Source organism: Enterococcus sp. PF1-24, from assembly GCF_029893325.1.
Taxonomy (GTDB): Bacteria; Bacillota; Bacilli; order Lactobacillales; family Enterococcaceae; genus HY326.
On the sequence record NZ_JARXWL010000001.1, the window covers coordinates 116,624 to 143,623 of the forward strand.

Below are 27,000 nucleotides of genomic sequence, written 5' to 3' on the forward strand. Positions count from 1 at the left end.
TAGTTTGATTTTCGCACCGTATACCATTCAACTAGCTTGATACTTAAGTAAGTTGAACTGGCAATCCTTGCTCATATTAAGGTAGTCTTACATCATAATCTTCTTAGGATTTAAGCGTAAAATATATAACAGTGGTAAAATTGCAGAACCTAAAACTGTTAGTAAGCCGACAACTAAGAAGGAAATAATATAACTAACAGAGAAATTAACTTGATAAGCTGCTTGTACATCTTCAGCTGTTAAAGAAATATTATTCATCAATGCTGTTGGATCATGATAAAAGCCATTCATGTTAGAAACATTCGTAGCTAAAGCATCACTTCTTAACAAGGATTCAGAAACCATTTTTCCTAAGAAATTACCGGTCACTAAAGATAAACACATGGCTACTAAACTAATTACTAATAATTCAATAATAACTTGTAATAAAACATTTTTACGTTTTTCTCCTAGAGAAAGATAGATTCCTAATTCGTGTTTACGATCTCGTAAGAATAAAATAACTACTAATGAGATAATTACTAAAGCAGCAATAACCGCAATAATTACCACATAACCAGCAATTTTAGACATTTTCTGCAAACTACCGCCAACTTCATCAAATTTATCTGTTGAAACAACAACTTTTTGATATTTAGGAACTAAATTGTTCGCTTCTTCTTTAAAAGCATCAGCATCTTCTGGTGATTTCAAAAAGTAAGTTGGTATGGCATAAAAGTTATCTTCTTCTGTAAAATCAGAGCCATCATCCTTGATATACAATTCTGGTTTAATTTCTTTAATTTTTTCTAAATCTAAATTAGTCAACTCTTTAATCACAGAATTCGGCATATAAAAAGTATTGAGTTGCATCATATCAAAATAAGGATCGTTATTCATGGAATTTTTTTCATCATCACTAGTTTTTGTTTCCAATTTTATTGGATCATATAAACCAACTACCGTTATCGCAAAATCATTTATTTTATTTTTCTCTATTGAGCCATCTTCTTTATAATCATCCAGATTGGAATCAATAATAAATTCATCTCCCAATGCTAAACCATTTTCTTGAGCAAAACTATTAGAAACAACTGCTACATATTTTTTAGCAGAAATTTCTTCATCCGTAAACGTGCGACCATCGGTTAAAACAACCTTTTTCTCTTTAAAAGGGATTGGTTCTTTTAAATTAGTACCATTTGCTAATACCATTTTTCCGATACCTTCATACATGTCAGCTTCCTCTTCAGGCATACCAACTGTTTTTAAATCAGTCACAGAAAAATAGCCCTGGATAGCATAATCATATTCTTTAACATAAGGTAGCTTACCAACTTCATTAATTTGCTCTTCAGTTAGATTTTCATACATTACTACTTCATCTGAAGATTCTTCTTGCATTTCTGTTTGCCAATCATACTCAATCGTAGCTACTGCTCCTAAATCAGCCTTGACTTTCTTCTCAACATTGGCTGTTGACTGCTGAATTGCAATTGCACCAGCAATTACATTCCCTAAAATAAAAATAACTAAAAATAAAATAGTTGATTTCCCTTTACGTCTAACAACACTTGCCCATGCTCTTTGAATAAAATTCATAACTCCTTGCCCTCCTTCAGGTTACTTACTATTTATAGATTGACTCGCTTTTTAAATTTCCCCAGTATTCATTATCTCTAACTAAAATTCTACTTATTAGTAAGTTTACCACAAACTCTTCAAAAATATTTAGCTTTCCAGCATAATAAAATAAAAAAATAGCAATTTTTCAGAAATAAGAAAATTTTCTTACAATTTTTGAAAAACGTTGGTTTTTTCACCAATAAAAACTAACTTTCCGTGATTTAAGCCCCAATATTCGTCAGCATATTTAGCTAATTGTTGATGACTGGAAGTGATGATTATCGTCAATTGTCGTTGTTTCATTTCCTCGTGCAAATAATCAATAAAATCTGCCTGCAAATCCTCAGGTAGATCATCTAATAAATCATTGGCTACAATAATTTGTGGCTTTCTCACTAAAAGTCTAGCTAAAGCATATCTTTTTAAAACTAAAGATTCTTGTTTTTGAAAAGACTGATTGGCTTGTTCTTTTGTGATGCCAAATTTAGCTAAATATTCATAACAGCTAACTTTATCAAAATTTTTTTCAACAACTTGGCGATAGATTAATAAGTTTTTAACTAAGGACTGTTTGCTTAACCCTAAATAATCGGTTAAGTAAATCGCCACTTGATCCTTACGATAATTAGCAAGGGTTTCGGCTGTTAAATTTTCGCCTTGATAGCGTAAACTTCCTGTATTAAATAAATCCAAGCCACCTAATAAAGCAGTTAATAAACTTTTTTCTTGTGAATTATTCCCAAAAATAAAAGAAATTTTATCTGCTGGAAAAGTTGCCTTCAAATTATCTAATAACAAGCGTTCTTTTTTTTTAGAATAATAACTAGCATTTTCTAAAGAAAATAAATTCATTAACGCTCACTTCCTTCCTGAATTAAGTCCGTTAATTGAAAATTTCGGGTATAAAACATTAATCGGAAATTTAAAACTAAACTATAAAGAATAGCTAAGGGAAAAATAAACCAATAAAAAGTCACCCTTATAGTAGGTAAAGTTATCTCTTTAACTAGATTTACCGCATAAACAGTTGAAGAAACAACTGCTTGTGAGACAGCCAAGCCGTTACTAAGTGATTGTTGATTAAAGAATAGGACAGCTGCAATTTTTTCAGCAAAAAAGAAATTGATTACATAACTAACACCAATTGCAATAATCACTAATAGCAGCGATTCTGCTAGCTGATTTTCTACTAATTGCTTGCGACTAATTCCAATACTATAGTAATAACGCATTTGATAACTGCGCTCTTGCCATGATAATAAAGAACATAAGAAAAAAGTTAATAAACTGATTAATAGCGTTACTAGCCATAGGGTTAAAGTTAATTGCTGGTTTTTCTTTAAATTTTGTGTTTCTATCTTCCCTAGTTCTTCATGATTTTCTACTTGATATGAACGGGGTAATTTCTTTTGATAAAGTTCTTTAACAAATTTTTGGTAATCTCGCGAATGATAAAGCTGAAACTCAACATTCCAAGCTATTTCACCAGCCTGTTCTTTCGGGAAAAGATACTCGCCAGCCGCTAATGGTACACTAATAAACGCTGTATTATCAAGGAAATCACTGATAATTGCCGCCACTTTTACTATCTTCTTTTCCCCTCGCTGAGTAAGCAATGTAAACTGATCCCCCACAGAAAAATTATTGGCCTCAGCTATGTAATTATTGATTAAACATTCATCTGCAGCTAAATCAAGGTTGCCAGCAATTAATTGCGACTGAAAATTTGTGGTATACTCTTTCATTTCGCTAAAAGAAACCGCCACGCGATTTTCTGCTAAATTAGTGCTACCGTTACTTTCTGGAATTTCAATCCCTTCAGCTTCCATTAAAGTAAAGCCACTTAAAGTACTATCTTTTACATATTCAGAATCAAGAAACTGTTGAATTAAAGGTAAAGTTAAGGCTTTGGCTTCTTGATTATCAAAGTCATAATTATATAAACTCACTTGTGATTGATAGCTTTCTTCAATTGCTAATTGTTCTTTACGGAAACTGTGAAAAAGACTCCAGAAAAAAATTAAGCAAGTAAAGCTTATTAATAAAAAAATAAGGGCTAAAAAATGAAATTTTTTATTTTGCGAAAAAAATAAGTTAGTCCTTTTCAAAATAAAGCCTCCTTTATAATTTATTTATGTGTTTTCTATTTTACTTTGGTACAGAACGAAGGCGCTTCGTTTTTCTTATTGTCTAACTAATCGCCTTTGCACCACTCAACAAAGTGAAAATAAAATTCGCGGTATAAAACACCGCTATAATTTGATTTTGCACTTTGCTCGGGTGCAGAACGAAGGCGCTTCGTTTTTCTTATTCAACTATACCAAATGTTAGTAAGGCAAACTAGTGCATTTTGTTGATATTGTCGATATCATAAAAAAGTAGAGATAAATTTGTTTATAATTATCTTGTATAGACCCAAAACTCACGCTTTATTTAATAATCTAAATTCTTAAATAGCGTATGCTTTTACGATACTGGAATCTGCGGATAATTAATAACTTGATTTATCTCTACTCTATTTTGAATAAGTTAAGTCATTTTTATTAGACCAATTAACTTAGTAAGAAAGATTGCCTAGACTTATATCAATGGTGATGGTTGCTTCTAAACCTAAATATTGATTTACAGGACTCATGCTTACGATACTGCCTTTTGCCGCAGCTGAATCAACGTAGCGAACAGTATAACGAATATTCGCTCCTTTGGCTTGATATTCATCATAAAAATATTTTTGTAAATCTCCCTCTACAAAAGTTTCCCGCAAATCTTTGATATACGGTCGCCCTGCTGAATAAACAACTTTGATTGTATCTGTGTCCTTAACCGTCAATTCCGTGCCGACTGCTACATTTTGTGAAATTAATTGACCGTAAGAAACAGTTTCACTATAAATGCTTTTCACTTGTAAATTTAAGCCTGCACCTGCAGTCGCTGCTTCTTCAGGTGTGTATTCTGCAAAATCCGGTACGATTTTTGCTTTACCAATTGAAACTGCAAAAAGAATTTCATCTTGCTTGGCAACTTTTTCATCAACGGGAACATTTTGAGCAATAATATTATTTTCCATAATCTCGTTAGATGGTAGCTCTTGATAGCTAGCTTTAATTTCATTTTTCTTAACCCATGCTTCAACTTCTGTTTTAGTTTTATTGACAAAATCAGGCATTTCAATATTTTTTTCAAAAGTTTCTAAGCCTTTTGAAATATAAAGTTTAGCTTTTTCTTTTCTTTGATAAGTTTCTCGCGTAGTTTCTTTGTTATTAAACTCTAAACGTAAAGGTTGCCCTTTTTCAACATTTTCATGATACTCTTCAATAATACTAAAATTATCTGCAAGCTGCTCTTTTTTCCAAGCTTCCGCTTCTGCTTTAGTCATGGCTAAAAAATCAGGCATCACAATGACTTCTTCGGGATCTGCACCTTTACTAGCAGTTAATTGAATACTGCTACCCTTTTTGACTTTTTTATCAGCTTTTTGCTTTTGGGAAATAACTTGATTAGCAGCCACTTCTTCACTAAACTCTTGAACTAAGTCTAGTTTTAATTTATGTTTGCTAAGCCAAGTACGTGCTTCTGATAACTCTTTTCCTTGAAAATCAGTCAGTTTTACATAAGTCATTTGATAATAACCAAAAACAACTATTAGTAAGCTTAACAAAATTCCTCCAACAATGATTTGGCGCTTTTTTTGTTGGCGTTTTTTAAAAGTCGGATCAAACTCGCTCTCTTCTTCTTGAACTTGCTGATTGCGACTAGCTCTAGTTAATGGTTCAACAGCTTCATTAAGCACTACTGCTGAAAAACTTTCCTGTTTGCTTTGTTCTTCAGAAGCAGCCAGCGATTCAGTTATTTGATTTGCAGAAGACTTTTCACTATTTGTGATTTGTTGGCGAATGGCTGTAGTAATATCAGCTGGCGGAATTTTATCTGCTTGCACAGCTTCAGAGTCTTTTAAAGGACGGTTGAAACGATGTTGAAAATCAGTTGCTTCTTTAGCTTCTTTAGTCTCAGCATTAGCTTTTGCAGTTGCTTGTCGTTGTTGATATTTATCTTTATCAAAGCCAGATAGAAAATCACTCATAATGTTTCAACTCACCTTGTTTAAGATAAAAAGTTTCATCAGAAAATTTAGCAATTTCGTTAGAGTGAGTCACGACTATTACGCATTTATTGTGGATTTCTGCTAAATCTTTAAAAATTTCGACAATCTCCATTTCCATTCCTTCATCTAAATTCCCCGTTGGTTCATCAGCTAAAATAATATCTACGTTAGTTGATAAAGCGCGGGCAATCGCAACCCGTTGTTGCTCTCCACCAGAAAGCTGAGTGACTAACCGGTCGGCTTTGGTTTTATTGATGCCAATATAATCCAATAAATTATAAGCCACTTCTTGATGATTACTCGGCAACTGATTATCGGTAATTGACATCGCCACTAAGACATTTTCCACAGCCGTTAAATAAGGAACTAAGTTATAGCTTTGAAAAATTATACTAATATTATTCCGACGATATTTTTCGTAACCAATCTTTTTAATATCTTGACCTTTATATAAAATTTCACCAGATTTCGGTTCATCTAAAGCACTGATTAATGAAAGAAAAGTTGTTTTACCAGAGCCGGATTGCCCTAAAATCGTATAAAATTTTCCTTGTTCAAAATTGATAGATGTTTCATCTAAAATTTTCCGTCGGCGTTCTCCATCTTGATAAAAATAACTGACTCCCTTAGTTTGTAAAATTGTCATAATTTCTCTTCTCCTTTAGTTTTTATTTCACTACAGCATAATTTTCTTAGGATTTAAGCGTAAAATATACATTAATGGCATCAAGGCAGAGCCAAAGACGGTTGCTAAACCAGCCACTAAGAAAGTCAAAATATAGCTAAGTGAAAATTTCACTTCATACGCATTTTGCACATCTTCAACTGAAAGTGATGGCATATTAGTTCCACCAGTTGCAATAATCATTCCGCCACTACTAGCAGCATTGCTTGTTGCAGCTAGAGCATCACTTTGAATTAAAGATTCAGAGACCATTTTCCCTAAGAAATTCCCTGTTACTAAAGAAAAGCACATAGCAATTAAACTAATGATTAACAATTCCAGAATAATTTGCAGTACAACATTTTGACATTTTTCACCTAATGATAAGTAAATCCCTAACTCATGTTTACGGTCTCTTAAAAAGAGCACCACTACTAAAGAGATAATTATTAAAGTTGCTAAAATCGCAATCAATACCACATAATTAGCGATTTGTGATAATTTTTTAACACTACCACCAACTTCATCAAAGCGGTCTGTTGAAGCGTTAATTTTAGTGTATTCTGGCAACAATGGTGTTACTTCCTCTTTAAATGCCTCGACATCTTCTGGTGAATTCAAGACATAAGTAGGTGTGCCACCTTCTTCATCTGAGCCTTCATTTGAATAGGCTTTATTCATAGCTAAATTATTCGCTTTGGCTGCTTCATTCGAACAATACAAAGTATTTAGCTGGGTATTATCAAACATAGCGCTTTGCATATCTTGCTGCTCCCCAGCTTTTTTCTCCAATTTTTCTTGTTCAAAAATCCCGATTACTTCCACTTGATAATCAGTCAATTTTTCTTTTGCCATAGTGCCATCTTCTTTAAAATCCATCCAATGAGCATCTAAAGTAAAATTATCTCCTACAACTAAACCATTTTCTTCGGCAAATTTATTAGAGACGATTACTTTTAAATTATCACTACTCAGTTCTTCTGGCGTAAAACCGCGACCATCCACTAACTTCAAGCCACTACTTTTAAAATCCATCGGTAGCTCTAAATTCGTACCTTTTAAAGTTATAGGATCAGCTGCTGACATCATTTCACTATTGGATAAGCTGACTGTCTTCACTTGGTTACTAAAAGCATAGCTTGAAATGCTATATTCAAACTCTTTTACATAAGATAATTCGGCAATCTTTTTAACTAAGTCTTCTTTAGGATTTTCAATGGTAAAAGACATATTATCTGGATTATCTTGCATATATTTTTCAAAATCAGCTTCAATAGTCGCAATCGCACCTAAATCGGCCTTCATCTTTTTCTCGACATTAGCTGTTGATTGAGAAATTGCGATTGCCCCAGCAATTACATTCCCTAAAATAAAAATGACTGCAAATAAAATAATAGACTTCCCTTTTCTTCTAAAAACACTCGTTAAACCTCGCTGTAAAAAATTCATTATGTTGCTCCTTTCAGTTTTTAAATCTTTCAACGAAGTAAGCATAACAAAAGTGATGTTAACTGAATGTTAACTTTAAAATTTTTTTGAATCCAAAAAAATCTGAGAAAAACTGAATAACCAGTCTTTCTCAGATTTTAAAAGTTAATCTTTTTTTTACGCACTGGGAAAACTTAAACAAAAAGTTGAGCCTTGATTTTTCTGACTTTCTACAAAAACAAAGCCTTGGCATAGATCACAAACATGCTCTACCACTGATAAACCAATCCCATAACCATCTTGTTTTAAACCCTTTACGCGATATTTATGGTCGAAAATGTGTTTTTGTTCTGCTGCATCAAGTCCTAAGCCTTGATCGGTAATTTTAATAATTACTGAATTTCTTTCTTGTTGCAAGGAAACTAAAATCGGCCGATTTTGACCATATTTAATGCTATTACTTAATAAATTTGAAACAGCGCGATAAATCCAACGATACTTAGCGATAATCATCAAATCAGCTGTCTCATCAAATTCAAAGTTAATTGCTGGATAAAATTTTTGGTAAGCATCACAAACTTCCGCACAAACAAAAGCAACATCAACTAATTCCGTCGTTTCATCATCATTACTAGTTAAAGTTAAAATGTCATCGACGCTGCTTGTTAGCTCATCAATTAACGCTAATTCTTCTTCAGAATCCTCTTTTTGCTCTAAATTGGTACGCAACACAGCAATCGTATTTTTTTGATCATGTGTTAAATAGCTACTTAAACGCTTAAAATCATCAAAATTCCCAGTCGCTGTATCCCGCAAATGATTTAAAGCTTGACCAATTGGATCTTTACCAGTATTTCGTTCATCTAAATCTTCCACTCGTAATAACTCATCAATTACGGATAAAGTCTGTCTTTTATAAATCCCACGAATAATCATCCATAAAATAATAGTTACGGCAATTACAATTAAACAAATTAACGTTAAAACTAAAGGCAAATTACTAAAAAATGATTGATAATACAATTTGTTTAATTCTTCATTATTAATTAGCAAATCGGTATTTACATTTAACTGCACTGAATTAGTCGTATCCATAACCAATTTATCGGCTGGCGAAACCGCGTAAAAATCAGTACCAATCGTAGCTGCTACATCAACAGTTTGAGCGCTCTTCTGCCAAAAATAAAAGCCCCCCACAATCACACAAGTGGTAACGATTGAAAATAAAGCAATCACCACACCAATTCTTACATTAGCTTTCATTCCCATAACTGATACCCCTTTCCTCTGATTGTTGTTAAAATTTCTTTATTAGCAACTTGCATCAGTTGTTTTTTCAAACGTGCTAAGTGAACTCTTAAAACTGAAGAAAAAGGATCAAAATCCTCATCATAAATATGTTCGGCAATTTCTTCAGTAGAAACAACCGCCGGATGCTTTTGCCCGATATATTGTAAAATATCGAATTCTTTTGGTTTTAATTTAATTACTTGATTTCCGTAGCAAACTTCTCGCTTAATCGGATTAATCTCTAGTAAGCCAACTGTGATGGTTGAAACTGTTCGCCCATGAAAACGGCGAATCACTGCTCGCATGCGGGCAACTAATTCCACTAATTCAAAAGGCTTAACAATATAATCGTCTGCTCCATCATTTAATCCTTGCGCCCGTTCAGTAATTTCGTCGCGAGCAGTAATAATAATAATTGGCGTTTCAATCTGATTTCCCCGCAAAAAGCGTAAAATTTCTAAGCCATCTTTATCAGGTAAGTTTAAATCTAATAAGATAACATCATAATCAGTAATATAAGCTTTTTCTTCTCCTTCAAGACCTAAAAAAGCTAAATCCACGGAAATATTTTCTTTGCTTAAGCCTTTTTTTACAGATTGAGCTAACAACTGATTATCTTCAATAATTAAAACCCGCACGAAATCCCCTCAGTTCATTTTATAATATCTTCATTTAAACATAAGCAAGTTAAAAAAAACAAGGAAAATTTTAAGCAATTTCCCTTGTTTCTATCAATTAGCTTAATTAAAAGCTGCTGTCAACTGTGGTACAACTTGTTTTTTACGAGAAACTACGCCTTTTAAGAAAGCTCGTTGATTATTTAAAGTTACACCAAAAGCTTTTTCTACTTTATCTAAATCACTACCTACAACCAATAATTCAGAATCGCTATCCAAAATATTAGTAATGACTAAAACAAATAAATCATAATGATTGGCTTGGTTACTTGCTACCATAGCATTTGTTAACTCTTCTTGACGGTTTAAAACTTCTGCTAAATCAACCGTGTTAACTTGAGCAATCCGTACTGTTTTATCAGCCATTGGGAAGCTTTTAGCATCTAAATCTAATAAAACTTCTGCTGATTTATCACTTAATTTGGTGCCAGCTTTTAACATTTCTAAACCGTAAGCTTCTAAATCAACTGTTGCAATAGCTGCTAATTCTTTGGCAGCAACCACATCTTCTTCTGTGCAAGTTGGTGATTTAAATAATAAAGTATCAGAAATAATTGCAGATAACATCATGCCAGCAATTTCTTTAGGAATTGTAACAGCATTTTCTTTATAAAGCTTATTAATAATTGTGCTTGTACAGCCAACTGGTTCAGCACGATAATAAAGGGGATTAGCTGTTTCAAAGTTAGCAATCCGATGATGATCAACAACTGCTAAAACGTTCAATTCCGCAATATCAGCCACACTTTGTTGAAATTCGTTGTGATCCACTAACATCACATCAGTTGTTTCATTAGCGATAGTTTCCACAACCCGTGGAGCATCTACAGCAAAATAATCTAAAGCATATTGTGTTTCTTCACTAGGATTACCTAAAGCAACTGCTTCCGCATCTTTGCCAAGTGCTCTTTGTAAATTTGCATAAGCTAAAGCTGCTCCAATTGCATCAGTATCAGGGTTTTGATGACCAAAAACTAAAATTTTAGACATAAAATTTGCTCCTTATTCATTTTATAGTATTAATTTTTCTTAGAAAAATTAGTCCGATTTTCATGCCGTATATCATCCCACTAGCTTACTAACTTTGTAAGTGGGACTGACATCCTTATTCATTTTATAGTATTAATTTTTCTTCGAAAAATTAGTTGTTATTCAAGTCGTTTCTTATCATACCAAAAAAACGTCAGAGGGTCAAAAAAGATTTAATTAGCAACTATTTCGCTAGCGCCAATCTTCACCATAGTAAAAAATACGGACAAAAAGATTTTCACTTTTGTCCGTATTTTATTTTGAAACTATTAACGCTCCATGTATTTTGTATAGTCATTAACATGAAGTAACTTTTTAGCGTTTTGTACCCGCTCATCTGTTGGTGGTTGTAAACCTTTTAAGGGATATGGCATCTCTAAAACATCCCATTTGTATTCCCCCATCGTATGATAAGGTAAAACTTCCACTTTATCAACATTCTTCAAAGTTTTAATAAATTCACCTAATTTAGCTAATGGCTCATCAAAATCAGTCCACTCAGGCACTAAAACATGGCGAATCCAAACCGGTTTATTGATTTCAGAAAGATAGGTAGCCATCTCCAAAATATTATCATTTCCTAAAGAAGTTAAGGCTTTATGTCCTTCAAAATCAATATGTTTAATGTCAAAAAGCAATAAGTCTGTATACTTCATCAACTCTTGAAATTGGCTGAAAAAAGGTTCTTCTCTTGTAAATGGCTGCCCACAAGTATCAATCGTAGTATGAATATCTAAGGCCTTAGCTTTTTTAAACACTTCAGTCAGAAATTCCATCTGCAACAAGGGTTCGCCACCACTAACCGTGATACCACCTTTTCCCCCCCAATAAGAACGGTACTTCAAAGCTTCTTCAATCACTTCGTCAGGCGTAACAACTTTTCCGCCAGAACCGATTTTCCAAGTATCAGGGTTATGACAAAACTTGCAACGCATCCGACAACCTTGTGTAAAAACAATAAAACGAACGCCAGGTCCATCCACTGTTCCAAAATTTTCAGTAGAATGAATTCTACCTGTGATTGTCTCTGCCATCTTTATTCCCCATTTCTTCGATAAAATATTACTTTGGATAAAAAGACTGCTTCCCTCAAGCAGAATATTCTTACTGAGAGAAAGCAGCCTCCTTTAATTCATTTTGATAGTAAATTACTATTACATTCTGTCATGAGAAGTTCTTGAAATAACATCTGCTTGTTGCTCAGGAGTTAAGTCACGGAATTTAACAGCATAACCAGACACACGAATTGTCAAGTTAGGATATTTTTCTGGATGAGCTTGTGCATCTAATAGTAATTCGTTAGTAAATACGTTAACGTTCAAGTGGTAACCACCTTTATCAAAGTAGCCATCAAGGACATTACGTAAGTTGTTAATACGAGTTTCATCATCTTTACCTAAACCATTAGGATTGATTGTTTGCGTATTAGAAATTCCATCTAAAGCGTTAGTGTATTCTAAACGAGCTGTTGAGTTTAATGAAGCCAACAAGCCGTTTTTCTCACCTAAGAATTTACCATCTTGATAAGAAGGGTTAGCACCTGGAGCCAATGGTTTACCACCACGACGTCCGTCAGGAGTGTTACCAGTTGCTTTACCATAAACTACGTTAGAAGTAATTGTTAATAATGATAATGTTGGTGTTGAATCACGGTAAGTATGTTGACGTTTAATTTGAGTCATGAAGTATTCAACAATCCAGTTAGCCATTGCATCAGCTTCTAAGTTATCATTACCGTAAGTTGGGAATTCATTTTGTGGTACATAGTCAATTGCCATACCATCTTCGTCACGAATAACTTGAACATTACCATGTTTAATTGCCATGATACTGTCAGTTGCGTGAGAAATCCCAGCAATACCAGTTGCAAAAGTACGTTTTAAATCACTATCCATAAATGCTAATTGTGGTGCTTCATAAGCATATTTATCATGCATATAGTGGATAACATTTAATGTATTTACATATAATTCAGCTAACCAGTCTAAGATATCTTTATAACGGTCCATGAATTCATGGAAGTCAATTGTATCACCAGTCATTGGGCGGAATTTAGGTGCAACTTGCATCTTAGTTTTTTCATCCACACCACCGTTGATTGCATATAAAACAGCTTTCGCTAAGTTAGTACGAGCACCAAAGAATTGCATATCTTTACCCATTACAGTTGCTGATACACAACAAGCAATCGCACAATCGTCAGAACCCCAGTTAGCACGTAATAAATCATCATTTTCAAATTGGATAGAAGAACTTTCTTTAGCGATTTTAGCTGAGTAAGTTCTGAATCCTTCTGGTAAATGAGAAGAATACAATACTGTTAAGTTTGGTTCTGGAGAAGGACCCATGTTTGTTAATGTATGCAAGATACGGAAGTCATTCTTAGTAACTAATGAACGGCCATCTAAGCCCATACCAGCGATTGATAAAGTAGCCCAAATTGGGTAACCAGAGAATAATTGATTATATTCTGGCGTACGCGCAAATTTAACCATACGTAATTTCATGATTAAGTGGTCAATTAATTCTTGAGCATCAAACTCAGTAATAAGACCAGCTTCTAAATCTCTTTGGATATAAATATCTAAGAAAGCAGAAATACGTCCGATAGACATAGCTGCACCATTTTGAGATTTAATAGCACCAAGGTAACCGAAGTAAACCCATTGAATTGCTTCTTGAGCATTTTTAGCTGGTTGAGAAATATCGCAACCGTATGAAGCTGCCATTTTCTTCAAGTCATTTAAAGCACGGTATTGTTCAGTAATTTCTTCACGTAAACGAATTACATCGTCAGTCATTACTTTATTACCAGTGTTATCATGATCTTTTTTCTTTTGTTCCATCAAGTAGTCAATTCCGTATAAAGCGATACGACGGTAGTCACCGATAATACGACCACGGCCATAAGCATCTGGAAGACCAGTAATAATTTTGTTTTTACGAGCTAAACGCATTTCGTTTGTATAAGCATCAAAAACACCTTGGTTATGTGTTTTACGCCAGTCAGTGAAGACTTTTGTCATTTCTTCATCAACTTCGTAACCATTTGATTTTAAGGCATTGTTTGCCATGTTAATTCCACCAAAAGGTTGGAATGCTTGTTTTAAAGGCACATCAGTTTGTAAACCGACGATTTTTTCTTCTTCTTTAATTAAGTAGCCTGGAGCATGAGAAGTCAATGTTGCAGGGATATTGTTATCCATGTCATAAACACCATTTTTTTGGTGTTGTACTTCAAATAATTCTTGTAGTTTTGTCCATAATTTATCAGTACTTGGCGCGATTGGCTCTAAGAAGCTGTCATCACCTCTATATTCAGTGTAGTTTCTTTGAATAAAGTCACGTGTATCTACACTTGTTTGCCATTTTCCGCTTTTGAAGCCATTCCATTGTTCCATCAGTTGGGACCCCCTTAATTTATCTGTTAAGACTATAACAGGTTTACAACGGAATTATAACACAGTTTTTTTTAGTTTGCAAAGAATTAGTAGGACTTTTTTTACACTTCTAATCCATTTTTTATATTCATAGTAGAAAGACTGGTAAATCAATCTTTTGCAAGTATGTTTTTTTCTATTTTTTTATTATGAAAGGAATTTTTGAAAAAATGTGACAAAACAGACTAGAAAAGTGTACTAACACAGTTTTCTAGTCTGTTGTAAATCACTATAACAGTTTTATTTATTCTTCTTCCGTCTCATTCATTCGCGGACTTTGTTCTAACCAAACGTAGGCAATACCACTCGAGATTTTTTCATCTATTGCAAAAGAACCGTTGGAAGTACGATCACCGATTGGAATTTCTTTTTGAACTAACCGTTTTTCTTCACCGGTATTGGCCATTAAGATTAAATCATCCGTCGTTGATTCTTTCATATAAATCACTCGATGAGGATTATTTTTAAGCTCTCGCAAGACCATCAAACCACGTTTGGCACGACCTAATTGGGTAATTTCTTGTGCTAACATCCGTTTAACGGTACCACGTTGACTCACAATAACAATTGGTGTATCGCCTTCTGGATAAACCAAAATGCCGCCAACCACATAGTCGCCTTCTTTTAAGTTCATAGATTTTACGCCGGCTGCCTTCGCCCCTACCACCGGTACTTCATACAATGGATAACGTAAACCAAAACCACGATGACTCACTAAAAAGACATCCAACTCATCACCGTTATCAGTTAGATAAACGGCAACTAATTCATCACTATCTTCTTTAAACTTCATGCAAGTTGCTGGGCGAGTTTTGTAAGTTCGCCAGCTTTCAAATTCAGTCATTTTTGTTTGTTTAATTAAACCGTTACGGCTAATAAAGACAAAATTTTGTTTGGCTGAGATTTCTTTATAAGGAAAGACTGCGATAATTGATTCATCAATCGATAAGTTTAAAATCGTTTGTGAAATATGCTCACCAATATCTTTCCATTTTAAATCAGGCAATTCATGAACAGGACGATAAATCATATTTGCTTTGTTGGTAACAAATAATAAATGATTTAAAGTATTTTGCTGCCCACAATATAAAATGTGATCGCCATCTTTCATCCCTAATTCTTCTGGTTTAGAAGCACTGTAAGAACGCAAGCTACTACGTTTAACATAACCTTCACGAGTAACAGCTACCACCACTTCTTCATCAGCAACTAAAACAGTCGTATCAATTTTGATCTCTTGAATTTCATCTTCAATTTGGGTTAAACGAGGATTACCATATTTTTTCTTAACTTCACGTAATTCTTGCTTCAACACTTTTAAAAGTTCATTTTCATCAGCCAGAATCATTTCTAAATGTTTAATGGTTGCTGTTAATTCAGCTGCTTCTTGTTCTAATTGCGTAATATCCGTATTCGTTAAACGATATAGTTGCAACATCACAATCGCTTCAGCTTGTTCTTCGGTAAAAGCAAACTCAGCGACTAAATTATTTTTCGCGTCTTTTTTGTCTTTACTATTACGAATAGCTGCAATAACTTTATCTAAAATAGATAAGGCTTTAATTAAACCTTCCACGATATGGGCTCTTTTTTGAGCTTTACTTAATTCAAAATGGCTACGCTTAGTGATGACATCTTTCCGATGGGCAACATAGCTATTTAAAATGCGTAGTAAACCAACTTGTTGTGGCGTTTTATTGTCAATCGCAACCATGTTGAAATTGTAGTTGATTTGTAGTTCAGTATTTTTAAACAAGTAGTTTAAAACACCTTCTGCGTTGACTTCTTTCTTCAATTCAACGACAATTTGCAAGCCAGTCCGGTCACTTTCATCACGAACTTCTGCGATACCATCAATTTTTTTAGTCAAACGGATTTCATCCATTTTTTTAACTAAAGTGGCTTTATTGACTTCATAAGGGATTTCGTTAATGACAATTTGTTGTTTGCCACCCTTAATTGTTTCAATCCAGGTTTTCGAGCGAACGATAATTTTCCCTCTACCAGTTTCATAAGCTTTCTTGATTTCCTCTTTCCCTTGAATAATTGCCCCAGTTGGAAAATCAGGACCAGGAATAAATTCCATCATTTTTTCTAGCTTCGCTTGTGGGTGATCAATTAAATAAATCGTACCATCAATCACTTCGGCTAAATTATGGGTTGGAATTTCAGTTGCATACCCTGCTGAAATCCCTGTTGAACCATTTACTAATAAATTAGGATATTTAGCTGGTAAAACAGTCGGTTCTTTTTCCGTATCATCAAAGTTCCATACAAAATCAACGGTTTCCTTTTCAATATCTTTTAAAAGTTCACCACTCACTTCGGATAAACGAGCTTCCGTGTAACGCATCGCAGCGGGTGGATCACCATCCATACTCCCGTTGTTCCCATGCATTTCAATCAAAACTTCCCGTAATTTCCAGTCTTGACTCATCCGTACCATAGCTTCATAAATACTACTATCCCCATGAGGATGATAATTCCCCATAATATTCCCGACAGATTTGGCTGATTTACGAAAAGCCTTATCAAAGGTATTATGATCTTTATCCATGGCAAATAAAATTCGTCTTTGAACTGGTTTTAAACCATCACGAATATCTGGTAAAGCACGCTCTTGAATAATATATTTGGAATAGCGACCAAAACGATCGCCCATGACATCTTCTAATGTTAACTCTTGAATTTCTTGTCGTTTTTCCACAGGATTTCCCCTTCTTTTCCTACGCTCATTGCTACTTTATTGATTACTACAAAATGCTATAAATTATCAAAAAGACTAATTTCTTCTACAATGTCAGCTTTTTTATCTATGTCTGTTACTTGGGTTTCATCGGGTACCATTGATTCTTCATGAATCACGTGAACCCCTTCGTCTTCTTTTTCTAAAATACTACCATCTTCTTCCAAAGTGAAACGAACATGTTTTTCAATCCATTTTCGTCGCGGTTCAACTTTATCACCCATCAACGTGCTTACCCGACGTTCCGCTTTAGCGGCATCGTCAATACACACACGAATTAACGTGCGGTGCTCTGGATCCATAGTCGTTTCCCACAGCTGATCGGCATTCATTTCACCAAGCCCTTTATAACGCTGAAGCATGTAGCCTTTACCGATTTTTTCAATAACCGACTGTAACTCATCATCCGTCCAAGCGTATTCCACCACTTGCTTTTTGCCAAGGCCCTTAGAAACTTTATATAAAGGTGGTAAAGCAATATAAACTTTGCCAGCTTCAATTAAAGGTTTCATATAGCGATAAAAGAAAGTCAATAGCAATACTTGAATGTGGGCCCCATCGGTATCGGCATCGGTCATGATAATTACTTTATCGTAGTTACAATCTTCTACCGTAAATTCAGGTCCTACCCCTGCGCCAATCGTATAAATCATCGTATTGATTTCTTCATTTTTCAAAATATCTTGCATTTTCGCTTTTTCGGTATTAAGAACTTTACCTCGCAGCGGTAAAATCGCTTGGAATTTCCGATCTCGCCCTTGCTTAGCTGAACCGCCAGCAGAATCTCCTTCCACTAAATAAAGTTCATTCTTTTTAGGATTTCGTGATTGCGCTGGCGTTAATTTACCAGACAATAAAGATTCGCCTTTTTTCCGTTTTTTACCATTACGGCTTTCTTCACGGGCTTTACGAGCGGCTTCTCGCGCTTCTCGCGCTTTAATCGCTTTACGAATTAGCATTTGGCTAATTTCACTGTTTTCTTGTAAATAAAAGCCCATTTGCTCGCCAACAACGCTATCTACCGCATTTCTCGCTAATGGCGTACCTAATTTACCTTTTGTTTGGCCTTCAAACTGCAGTAAAGTTTCAGGAATCCGCACAGATAAAACAGCTGCTAAACCTTCACGAAAGTCACTACCTTCTAAGTTCTTATCTTTTTCTTTTAAAAGCCCAACTTTTCTAGCGTACTCATTATAAGCTTTCGTCATAGAAGTTTTCATGCCGACTTCATGGGTACCGCCATCTTTCGTTCGCACATTATTTACAAAAGATAAAACATTCTCAGAATAACCATCGTTATATTGATAAGCTAGTTCGACCTCAATGCTATCCTTACTACCTGAATAATAAGTAACAGGGGTTAAAGTATCTTTTTCTTCATTTAAATAAGTAACAAATTCTTTAATACCCTCTTCATAATGATAAACTTCCGAAACTTCTTCTTCGCCTCTTAAATCATTGAGAATGATTTTTACCCCACGTAAAAGAAAAGCTGATTCTCTTAAACGCTCAGATAAAGTATCGAAAGAAAAATTAATCGTTGTAAAAATCGTATCATCTGGTAAAAATTTAACCGTCGTACCGTTTTTCTTTTTCGTTTTACCAAGACGTTTTAACGTACCCGCAGGTTTACCGCCATCTTTAAATTTTTGTTGATACTCTTGACCGTCGCGAACAATCGTTACTTCTAACCAAGAAGAAAGAGCATTAACAACACTCGCCCCTACCCCGTGAAGACCACCAGAAGTTTTATAACCTCCTTGGCCAAATTTACCACCGGCATGCAAAACGGTAAAAATAACTTCAGCAGTTGGTTTGCCAGATGCGTGCATCCCCACTGGCATCCCACGACCAGAATCGACAACACTAATACTATTATCTTTATGAATCGTGACTTCAATCACATCACCATAACCAGATAGCGCCTCATCTACTGCATTATCAAAAATTTCATAAACCAAATGATGCAAACCACGGCTATCAGTCGAACCGATATACATCCCCGGACGTTTGCGAACAGCTTCTAACCCTTCTAAAACCTGGATTGAAGCATCATTATACTCATTCGTTATTTTCTTCGCCAAATTAATACTCCTCGCTTAAATAAACTCATTCAATGGATTCACTTATAAGTTTCCATTACCTATAATTTTGACAATCAACAAAAAACACCGATTGCCACAGCATTTCTATCATACGCTAAAATCGACAAAAAAAAAAGACTTGAAAATTATATTTGTGAAAAAAAGCGGAATGGCTTGTTCTGCACCCGAGTAAAGTGCATAAAGAAATTATAGTGGCGTTTTCTGCCACGAATTTTTTTATCACTTTACCGAGTGGTGCAAAGCCATGCAGCTAGATTACGAAAAAAAGCGAAGTGGGCTCGTTCAACTCTCGAGCAAAATGCAGAATCAAATTATAGTGGCGTTTATTGCCACGAATTTTATTCTCATTTTGTCGAAGAGAGTTAGCCCACATAGCTAGATTAAAAAAGTGAAGTGCCTTGCTCTACATCCCCCCCGATAAAGTACAGAACAAACCACTTCCACTTAAAAATTAGCCAACTAAATTCGCTAACTCGACTTTAATACAACGATTCATAACTACGTCTTTCTTACCAGCTTTAGCTAAAATCTCAGCAGCCGCTTCGCTTTCCAGCCCTAATTGCGCCCAGAAAACTTTTGCATCAGTTTCAATAAACTCTTCAGCGATTTCTGCTAAAAACTCGCTTCTGCGGAAAATATCCACAATATCAATGGTTTCTGGCACTTCTTTGATGCTAGCGTAAACTTTTTCGCCTAAAATTTCTTCGCCAGCTAAAACCGGATTAACAGGTATCACGCGATATCCCTGATTTTGCAACAACTCAGCAATTTTATAGCTGATTCGCTCAGGTTTATTACTTAAACCAATAATCGCAATTATTTTAGCTTCTCGCAAATATTGATTAATTACTTCTTGTTTAGGATTTTGAAAACTCATCTTAAATCTTCCTTTCTATTGAGCCTATCTGATATTCATGTTAAAATTATGCTATTCTGAATTAAAAGGTAGGTTTCGTAAATTTTGATAAAAACTATTTTACTATTTCTGGCTGCCTACTTGTTAGGCTCCATTCCTTCCGGTGTCTGGATTGGAAAAATTTTCTTCAAAAAAGATATTCGCCAATTTGGCAGTGGCAATACCGGAACAACCAATACCTTTCGCGTATTAGGAAAAAAAGCTGGGATTGTTGTTCTCTTTATGGATATTTTAAAAGGGACTTTAGCGACTCTAATTCCTACCATTTTTGGTCTTGAAATTAATCCCTTACTCTTTGGTGCTTGTGCCATTTTCGGTCATATTTTTCCCATCTTTGCTAATTTTAAAGGCGGAAAAGCTGTAGCAACTAGTGCAGGCATGTTACTTGGCTACAATCCAGTTTTCTTTATATTCTGTGCTGCTATTTTTGTGATTAGTTTATATCTTAGTAGTATGGTGAGTGTTGCCAGCATGGTAACCGCCGTTTGTACTACATTAGCAGCGATATTTTTACCCTATATCGCTCCCTGGATTTTGCCCAAACAAGATATGTTGTTAATCATTATCGCCGTCGTCGTTAGTGCATTTATTTTCTACCTACATCGCACAAATATTCAACGAATTAAAGATGGCACTGAAAATAAAGTTCCTTTTGGTTTAAACAAAAAGAAAAAGGCTAAATAATTGTTAAAAAGCGGCTAGCTAGCCGCTTTTATTTTTTTATTTCAAAGTAATCGCATATTCTGTCGTAAATTCTTCGTTCGCTGCTAAATGATTAATTGCATACTTTTCATTCAGTTCACCAGCAAATTCAACCGTATCTGCTACACCACACCAAGGTTCAATACAAACAAACGGTGCTTCTTTAGGATAAGGCGACCAAAGTCCTACATGGTTCATGCGATTAAATGACAGTGTAACACTATGAGGTGATTTTTCGCTACGAATCGTATAGGCATTTAAATCCTTCGTTTCATAAACTAGCGCATCTTCAACAAAAAGGTCTCTTGTTAGCATAATATTATTGTTAGTTTGACCTAAAGTCCGTCTTTCTAAATCTAAATACGGTCCTTTTAAAGGTACGCGAATCCGCGTTCTTTTAGGAGAAAAATTCAAATAATAATCTTCAAAAGTTAAAGCTTCCGTTAGTGGCACGTTAAACGCAGGATGTCCCCCTACAGAAAAATGCATTTCTTCAGAACCAGTATTTTTCACTTGGTAAGTGACTAAAATCCCTTCGCCACCTAAACGATAAGAAACAATTAAATCAAAATCAAAAGGATAGTTCTTTTTCGTTTCTGGACTACTTTGCAGAATAAAACTGATTTCATCGGCTTTTTGTTCCAATACAGCAAATTCCATGTCTCTAGCAAAACCATGTTGTCCCATTTGATAAGTTTTTCCTTGATAACGATATTGATCATCTTTTAAGCGACCAACAAAAGGAAATAAAACTGGGGCTTGGCGACCCCAAAATTCAGGATCCCCTTGCCATAAATATTCTAGCCCGCTTTCTTTTAACACTAAGCTGGTTAGTTCGGCACCGTGAGTATTAAACTTGGCAACAATTTGTGGACTTTCAATTGATAATTGCAAAAGTAGCTCCCCCTTTTCAAATTGGATTCAGCAAGTAACTAAATTAGAAGCACACGTTACTTGCTGAAAACACTTATGATTTATTGATTAATAAGAATGTTTGAACAATTCTTCTTTAAAGCGACTATTTAAAACTTTTAAATAAGTCCCTTTCATGCCTAAGGAACGTGATTCGATAATTCCTGCAGACTCTAATTTTCTTAAAGCATTAACAATTACCGAACGTGTAATCCCAATTTTATCAGCGATATTAGAAGCAGTTAAACGACCTTCATCACCATCTAAAGCTTCAAAAATTGCTTGTACAGCTTTTAATTCACTGTAAGATAATGTGTTAACCGCCATTTGTACTGCAGTTGAACTACGAACTTCATCTTCAATATTGCGAGATTTTTGATATAAAATCTGCATTCCAACTACTGTTGCTCCGTATTCAGCTAAAACCAAATCAGCTTCATCAAAAACTTGATCCATTCTTGATAAAATAATTGTTCCTAAGCGTTCTCCAGCACCAAAAATAGGCACAACCGTCGTTAAACCATTAGGATACTGACTTCTTAACTCTTCTGGAAAAGCTGTCATGTCGCTATCAATTGGAATATTTGCTGCCGTTTTAACTAAAACCGCTACGTCATCCGTATATGATTTAGGAAATTGCTTTTCAACAAACATTGATTTTACCCGTTCATTATTGACATCATGGCGTTCGTTATAACCTAATAAAACCCCATTATCACTAATAATATAGGCATTACTATCTAAAATATCCCCTAAAGTTAAAGCAATTTTATCATACGGTAAATCTGTCGTCATATCAAAAGCATTTTTCTGTTGTAACAATTGATTAATTTGTCTCGTTTTTCCCAATAAATCCTGCATTGTTTTCACTCCTTGTTCATTTTTTTGTATTAAATTTTAATTTTATAAAATAAAGCGGCTTAAATCTTCGTTTCTTGCAATGGAAACTAGTTTTTCGTCAACATAGGCTTCGGTAATTGTAATTTCACCCATTTGCATATCAGGGGCTTCAAACAATAATTCTTCCAGTAATTTTTCTAAAATCGTATGCAACCGGCGAGCACCGATGTTGTCGGTGTCACGATTGACATCAAATGCGATTTGAGCGATGCGTTCAATCGCTTCTTTAGTGAAAGTCACTGAAACATTTTCGGTACCGATTAAAGCAATATATTGTTTAATTAGAGCATTGTTTGGTTCCGTTAAAATCTTAACAAAGTCTTCAGTTGTTAAGTCTTCTAATTCCACGCGAATTGGGAAACGTCCTTGTAATTCTGGAATTAAATCACTTGGTTTTGATAAATGAAAGGCGCCTGAAGCGATAAATAAAATATGGTCGGTTTGAATCGCGCCATATTTAGTATTCACTTGTGAGCCTTCAACAATTGGTAAAATATCTCGTTGAACACCTTCACGGGAAACTTCGCCAGATTGTTGTGATTTGGAAGTGATTTTATCAAATTCATCAATGAAGATAATACCGTTCGCTTCGGCTAACTTAATCGCTTCACTGTGAATATCCGCATCATTGACTAATTTCGCTGACTCTTCTTTAACCAGTAACTCTTGTGCTTCTTTAACAGTTACTGTTCGTTCAACTTTTTTCCGTGGGGATAAAGCACCGATGGTTTCGTTAATATCAATACCCATTTGTTCTAAACCATTGTTCATGTTAGGCATCGTTTTTTTCGGTTCTTCAATTTGAATAGTTACTTCACGATTATCCAGTAAACCTTTTTCTAATTGCTCTAAAACCGTTTTACGATTCACGCGAATTTCTTCGGTTACTTCTTCTTGCGGTTCATTTGGTTGTTGGGCATTATTAAACATTTGCATCATTTGCTCTAACTGATTATTACTTTGCTTTTGTTCCTTTTTAAGACCCGGAACTAAAACTTTTACTAAGCGTTGATTGGCACGTTTTAAAGCATCTTGATAAACATTGCTGTATTGTGCTTTTTCTACGATTTGAATGGCATTTTCAACTAAATCTCGCACCATTGATTCTACATCGCGGCCAACATAACCGACTTCAGTGAATTTAGTTGCTTCAACTTTTACAAAAGGCGCTTGCACAATATAAGCTAAACGTCGGGCAATTTCGGTTTTACCCACACCAGTTGGGCCGATTAGTAAAATATTTTTTGGGGTAATGTCTTGTTGCATTTTTTCATCTAATTGTAAGCGACGATAACGATTCCGCAAAGCCACCGCGACAGATTTTTTTGCTTCATGTTGACCAACAATATATTCATCTAGTTCTTTAACTATTTCTTTGGGTGTTTTTTCATTCATCATCATTAGCAAAACCTCCCTATAATTCTTCCACAATGATATTGTGATTAGTGAAAATACAAATATCAGCGGCAATTTCTAAAGCATTTTTTGCAATTTGTTCAGCGGTTAAATCTTTATCTCCATAGCGTTTTAAAGCACGCGCTGCAGATAATGCAAAATTCCCGCCAGAACCGATTGCTAAAATACCATCATCGGCAGTAATTACTTCACCAGTTCCTGAAACCAATAGCATTTCTTTTTTATTCATAACAATTAACATAGCTTCCAATTTTTGCATGGATTGTTGGGTGCGCCACTCTTGAGCTAACTCCACCGCTGCCCGTTGTAAATTGCCATTATATTCATTTAATTTACCTTCAAATTTTTCTTCTAAAGTAAAAGCATCTGCTACACTACCTGCAAAGCCGACAACCACTTCATCATTATAAATCCGGCGCACTTTACGAGCGCTACCTTTCATAACGACAGATTCTCCCATTGTTACTTGACCATCGCCAGCCATAGCAAATTTACCATCTTTTTCTACTGCACAAATCGTGGTAGAGTGAAATTGTGATTTAACCATCTATTATTCTCCTCGCTTATTCCTTATTATTTAAATTGAAATAAACCAACTAGCTAGTCCTTTTACAAATTTTCCTTTTTACTTATGCTCGCGGGTGAAAGCTGCGGTAATTTTTTTGCAAGCTTTCTTTTGTTACATGAGCATAAATCTGCGTTGTTGATAAATTAGCATGGCCTAATAGCTCTTGAACCGTCCGCATATCAGCACCATTATTTAGTAAATGCGTGGCAAAAGTATGCCGCAACATATGGGGATGAATATCACTATCCAAACTGCTTTTTTTTATCAATTGATTTAAAACATACTCAATTCCAGTCGGCGTAATTGAATCCCCACGATGATTGACAAAAACTAAATCATGTTCCTTATGGTATTTGTTCATTAAAACTTGACGGCCATCAGTTAAATACTGTTGTAAAGCGTCTGCTGCAAAAGAGCCTAGCGGTACGTAACGTTCTTTATCCCCTTTACCGTGAATCAGCATAACTTGATTTTCAAAGTCGATAGCTGAAATGGGTAAATTTGCACACTCGCTAAGACGAATTCCTGAACCGTACAAAACTTCTAACAAAGCTTGATTTCTTAAATCTAACGGCTTCTCTCCTTCGGCACTAGCGAAAAGGGCTTTCATTTCATCTTCGTAAAAAAAGCGTGGTAAACGTAGATTCTTTTTCTTTAAATGCACATAAGAAAAGGGATTTTCTTCAATCACACTTTGTTTTAACAAAAATTGATAAAAAGAACGTAAGCTGGCAATTTTTCGGCCAATTGAGTTACGACTATATTGTTTGTCATATAATGCTGCTAAATAAACTCGCACATCAAAGTGGTCAATCGCGACAAAATCTTCAGTCCCGTTTTCTTTTAAAAAGACTAAAAAATTTTCAATATCTTCTTGATAAGCCGCTTGTGTTTTTTCAGAGTAGCCACGTTCAACTAGTAAATAACGATAAAATTCTGCTGGCCAATCTTTTTCAACCATTTTGTCAACTCCGCGTTTCATTTTTTATATCACATAGTCACTCTAGCACAAAGGTATTCAAAAAACAAACCAATTGTCAGAATTTAATCATTATCTAAAACAATTCGAATTATTTTCACTATTTCATCATAATTCTGCTATTTTTCTTAATAAAAACTAAATGTTTTTCGCTTACAAATAAAAAAACTACAAGAAGTCTCCTAAAGAGATGAACTTCTTGTAGTTTGAATTTAAATCTTTTCTTTGACTGCTTCACAATGAGCTAACGCCCGTTCAGCAATTGCGGCATAACGTTCTTTTTTATCTCTAATTCGTGTTGGTAACTCAGGGAATAAACCGTAATTAGCATTCATCGGTTGGAAATGTTTGCCTTCAGCGTGAGTGATGTAATAAGCCATACTACCAATCGCTGTTTCTCTTGGAAATTCCACTGGTTCTGTTCCTTTAGCTAATTTAGCAGCGTTAATTCCCGCTAACAAGCCGCTGGCGGCACTTTCCACATAACCTTCTACTCCAGTCATTTGGCCAGCGAAAAATAAATCACTGCGCTTGCTAGATTGATAAGTTGGCAATAATAATTCTGGTGAATTCATAAAACTATTGCGATGCATCACGCCATAACGGACAAATTCAGCATTTTCTAAACCGGGAATCATTTGGAAGACCCGCTTTTGTTCTCCCCATTTTAAATGTGTTTGGAACCCAACAATATTATATAAAGAAGCTGCCGCATTATCTTGACGTAATTGAATCACGGCATATGGGCGTTTGCCTGTTTTGGGATCTTCTAAGCCCACTGGTTTCATCGGACCAAATAACATTGTTTTATAACCTCTTTGAGCCATAACTTCAATCGGCATACAGCCTTCAAAATATTTTTCTTTTTCAAAAGTTCGCAAAGGTGCCACTTCAGCATTAATCAACGCCTCATGAAAGGCATCAAACTCTTCTTTTGACATTGGGCAATTTAAATAAGCGGCTTCCCCTTTATCATAGCGGGATTTCAAATAAACTTTATCCATATCAATGGAAGATTTTTCAATAATTGGTGCCGCAGCATCATAAAAATAAAAACCTTCTGAACCGTTAAACTCTTGAATCGCTGTTCCTAAAGCCGCTGAAGTCAACGGACCAGAAGCCACTACCGTAATTCCTTCAGGCAAGGCGGTAATTTCTTCATGAACAACCGTTACTAAAGGATGATTTTTAACTCGTTCAGTAACTAATTGTGAAAAATCATCTCGGTCAACCGCTAAGGCGCCCCCAGCTGGAACCGCCGTTTGATCTGCCGAACCAATCACAACTGAGTTTAAGCGGCGCATTTCTTCTTTTAATAAACCTACCGCGTTAGCTAAGCTGTTGCCTCGTAAAGAATTCGAACAAACTAATTCAGCAAAATTTTCTGTTTGATGAGCATCGGTCATTTTAACTGGCCGCATTTCATATAATTTTACCGGAACGCCAGCTTCAGCAATTTGCCAAGCCGCTTCACTGCCAGCTAAACCAGCACCGATTACATTAACTGTGGGATACATCTTT

General features: G+C 35.1%; 21 protein-coding genes. 1 reads left to right on the top strand and 20 read right to left on the bottom strand.

The features are described from left to right. Positions 1–87: 87 nt before the first annotated feature. The 14 genes from M2139_RS00585 to M2139_RS00650 form a co-directional block, all read right to left on the bottom strand. Positions 88–1,581, bottom strand: coding sequence for an ABC transporter permease (locus M2139_RS00585; protein ID WP_280736831.1), 1,494 nt, complete (start codon positions 1,579–1,581; stop codon positions 88–90). A gap of 189 nt (positions 1,582–1,770) precedes the next feature. Then, positions 1,771–2,457, bottom strand: a complete 687-nt coding sequence (locus M2139_RS00590) for an ATP-binding cassette domain-containing protein (protein WP_280736832.1) — start codon at positions 2,455–2,457, stop codon at positions 1,771–1,773. Beyond that, a complete protein-coding gene (locus M2139_RS00595; protein WP_280736833.1) occupies positions 2,457–3,713 on the bottom strand; it encodes an FtsX-like permease family protein in 1,257 nt (418 codons plus the stop codon). The genes M2139_RS00590 and M2139_RS00595 overlap by 1 nt, the downstream gene beginning before the upstream one ends. Before the next feature lie 449 nt (positions 3,714–4,162). Next, positions 4,163–5,686 (bottom strand): PASTA domain-containing protein, encoded by a 1,524-nt coding sequence (locus tag M2139_RS00600; protein WP_280736834.1) that lies wholly within the window; start codon positions 5,684–5,686, stop codon positions 4,163–4,165. Then, complete coding sequence (locus M2139_RS00605) at positions 5,679–6,353, bottom strand: ABC transporter ATP-binding protein (RefSeq protein ID WP_280736835.1); 675 nt, start codon at positions 6,351–6,353, stop codon at positions 5,679–5,681. Before M2139_RS00605 ends, M2139_RS00600 begins: the two co-directional genes overlap by 8 nt. 30 nt (positions 6,354–6,383) lie before the next feature. Next, positions 6,384–7,820 (bottom strand): ABC transporter permease, encoded by a 1,437-nt coding sequence (locus M2139_RS00610; protein ID WP_280736836.1) that lies wholly within the window; start codon positions 7,818–7,820, stop codon positions 6,384–6,386. A gap of 156 nt (positions 7,821–7,976) precedes the next feature. Continuing rightward, positions 7,977–9,068 (bottom strand): HAMP domain-containing sensor histidine kinase, encoded by a 1,092-nt coding sequence (locus M2139_RS00615; RefSeq protein WP_280736837.1) that lies wholly within the window; start codon positions 9,066–9,068, stop codon positions 7,977–7,979. Further along, positions 9,059–9,727 (bottom strand): response regulator transcription factor, encoded by a 669-nt coding sequence (locus tag M2139_RS00620; protein ID WP_280736838.1) that lies wholly within the window; start codon positions 9,725–9,727, stop codon positions 9,059–9,061. The genes M2139_RS00615 and M2139_RS00620 overlap by 10 nt, the downstream gene beginning before the upstream one ends. A 102-nt stretch (positions 9,728–9,829) precedes the next feature. Then, entirely contained in the window at positions 9,830–10,756 is a 927-nt protein-coding gene (locus M2139_RS00625; RefSeq protein WP_280736839.1) for a manganese-dependent inorganic pyrophosphatase, read from the bottom strand. Between the two features lie 308 nt (positions 10,757–11,064). Beyond that, entirely contained in the window at positions 11,065–11,829 is a 765-nt protein-coding gene (gene pflA, locus M2139_RS00630) for a pyruvate formate-lyase-activating protein (protein WP_280736840.1), read from the bottom strand. 120 nt (positions 11,830–11,949) lie between these two features. Next, positions 11,950–14,196 carry a formate C-acetyltransferase gene (gene pflB, locus M2139_RS00635; protein WP_280736841.1) on the bottom strand — a complete coding sequence of 749 codons (2,247 nt, stop codon included), beginning with the start codon at positions 14,194–14,196 and terminating at the stop codon, positions 11,950–11,952. 283 nt (positions 14,197–14,479) lie between these two features. Then, positions 14,480–16,942 (bottom strand): DNA topoisomerase IV subunit A, encoded by a 2,463-nt coding sequence (parC, locus tag M2139_RS00640; protein WP_280736842.1) that lies wholly within the window; start codon positions 16,940–16,942, stop codon positions 14,480–14,482. Positions 16,943–16,998: 56 nt separating this feature from the next. Then, a complete protein-coding gene (gene parE / locus M2139_RS00645) occupies positions 16,999–19,065 on the bottom strand; it encodes a DNA topoisomerase IV subunit B (protein WP_280736843.1) in 2,067 nt (688 codons plus the stop codon). A 472-nt stretch (positions 19,066–19,537) separates the two neighbouring features. Next, a complete protein-coding gene (locus tag M2139_RS00650; protein WP_280736844.1) occupies positions 19,538–19,963 on the bottom strand; it encodes a CoA-binding protein in 426 nt (141 codons plus the stop codon). An 87-nt stretch (positions 19,964–20,050) separates the two neighbouring features. Between M2139_RS00650 and plsY the strand changes: the two genes are divergently transcribed. Beyond that, positions 20,051–20,686 carry a glycerol-3-phosphate 1-O-acyltransferase PlsY gene (gene plsY / locus M2139_RS00655; protein WP_280736907.1) on the top strand — a complete coding sequence of 212 codons (636 nt, stop codon included), beginning with the start codon at positions 20,051–20,053 and terminating at the stop codon, positions 20,684–20,686. Between the two features lie 36 nt (positions 20,687–20,722). Here plsY and M2139_RS00660 read toward each other — a convergent pair whose 3' ends face one another. From M2139_RS00660 to trmFO, 6 genes are all read right to left on the bottom strand, one after another. After that, positions 20,723–21,598, bottom strand: coding sequence for an aldose 1-epimerase family protein (locus tag M2139_RS00660; RefSeq protein ID WP_280736845.1), 876 nt, complete (start codon positions 21,596–21,598; stop codon positions 20,723–20,725). Between the two features lie 87 nt (positions 21,599–21,685). Next, positions 21,686–22,477, bottom strand: a complete 792-nt coding sequence (gene codY, locus M2139_RS00665; RefSeq protein ID WP_280736846.1) for a GTP-sensing pleiotropic transcriptional regulator CodY — start codon at positions 22,475–22,477, stop codon at positions 21,686–21,688. Between the two features lie 42 nt (positions 22,478–22,519). Continuing rightward, positions 22,520–23,911 carry an ATP-dependent protease ATPase subunit HslU gene (hslU, locus tag M2139_RS00670; protein ID WP_280736908.1) on the bottom strand — a complete coding sequence of 464 codons (1,392 nt, stop codon included), beginning with the start codon at positions 23,909–23,911 and terminating at the stop codon, positions 22,520–22,522. Positions 23,912–23,930: 19 nt separating this feature from the next. Beyond that, on the bottom strand, positions 23,931–24,479 hold the full coding sequence (hslV, locus tag M2139_RS00675; RefSeq protein WP_280736847.1) for an ATP-dependent protease subunit HslV: 549 nt from the start codon (positions 24,477–24,479) through the stop codon (positions 23,931–23,933). An 82-nt stretch (positions 24,480–24,561) separates the two neighbouring features. Beyond that, positions 24,562–25,461, bottom strand: coding sequence for a tyrosine recombinase XerC (gene xerC / locus M2139_RS00680; RefSeq protein WP_280736848.1), 900 nt, complete (start codon positions 25,459–25,461; stop codon positions 24,562–24,564). 230 nt (positions 25,462–25,691) lie between these two features. After that, positions 25,692–26,996: an FADH(2)-oxidizing methylenetetrahydrofolate--tRNA-(uracil(54)-C(5))-methyltransferase TrmFO gene (gene trmFO / locus M2139_RS00685; protein WP_280736849.1), complete on the bottom strand. Its 1,305-nt coding sequence runs from the start codon at positions 26,994–26,996 to the stop codon at positions 25,692–25,694. Positions 26,997–27,000: the final 4 nt, after the last annotated feature.

Coding starts and splice junctions, on each gene's coding strand:
- pflB (WP_280736841.1), bottom strand. CDS start 14,196: ATGGAACAATGGAATGGCTTCAAAAGCGGAAAATGGCAAACAAGTGTA.
- trmFO (WP_280736849.1), bottom strand. CDS start 26,996: ATGTATCCCACAGTTAATGTAATCGGTGCTGGTTTAGCTGGCAGTGAA.
- M2139_RS00600 (WP_280736834.1), bottom strand. CDS start 5,686: ATGAGTGATTTTCTATCTGGCTTTGATAAAGATAAATATCAACAACGA.
- M2139_RS00615 (WP_280736837.1), bottom strand. CDS start 9,068: ATGGGAATGAAAGCTAATGTAAGAATTGGTGTGGTGATTGCTTTATTT.
- M2139_RS00590 (WP_280736832.1), bottom strand. CDS start 2,457: ATGAATTTATTTTCTTTAGAAAATGCTAGTTATTATTCTAAAAAAAAA.
- M2139_RS00585 (WP_280736831.1), bottom strand. CDS start 1,581: ATGAATTTTATTCAAAGAGCATGGGCAAGTGTTGTTAGACGTAAAGGG.
- pflA (WP_280736840.1), bottom strand. CDS start 11,829: ATGGCAGAGACAATCACAGGTAGAATTCATTCTACTGAAAATTTTGGA.
- hslV (WP_280736847.1), bottom strand. CDS start 24,479: ATGGTTAAATCACAATTTCACTCTACCACGATTTGTGCAGTAGAAAAA.
- M2139_RS00625 (WP_280736839.1), bottom strand. CDS start 10,756: ATGTCTAAAATTTTAGTTTTTGGTCATCAAAACCCTGATACTGATGCA.
- hslU (WP_280736908.1), bottom strand. CDS start 23,911: ATGAATGAAAAAACACCCAAAGAAATAGTTAAAGAACTAGATGAATAT.
- M2139_RS00610 (WP_280736836.1), bottom strand. CDS start 7,820: ATGAATTTTTTACAGCGAGGTTTAACGAGTGTTTTTAGAAGAAAAGGG.
- codY (WP_280736846.1), bottom strand. CDS start 22,477: ATGCAGGATTTATTGGGAAAAACGAGACAAATTAATCAATTGTTACAA.
- M2139_RS00605 (WP_280736835.1), bottom strand. CDS start 6,353: ATGACAATTTTACAAACTAAGGGAGTCAGTTATTTTTATCAAGATGGA.
- M2139_RS00650 (WP_280736844.1), bottom strand. CDS start 19,963: ATGAGTTTTCAAAATCCTAAACAAGAAGTAATTAATCAATATTTGCGA.
- xerC (WP_280736848.1), bottom strand. CDS start 25,461: ATGGTTGAAAAAGATTGGCCAGCAGAATTTTATCGTTATTTACTAGTT.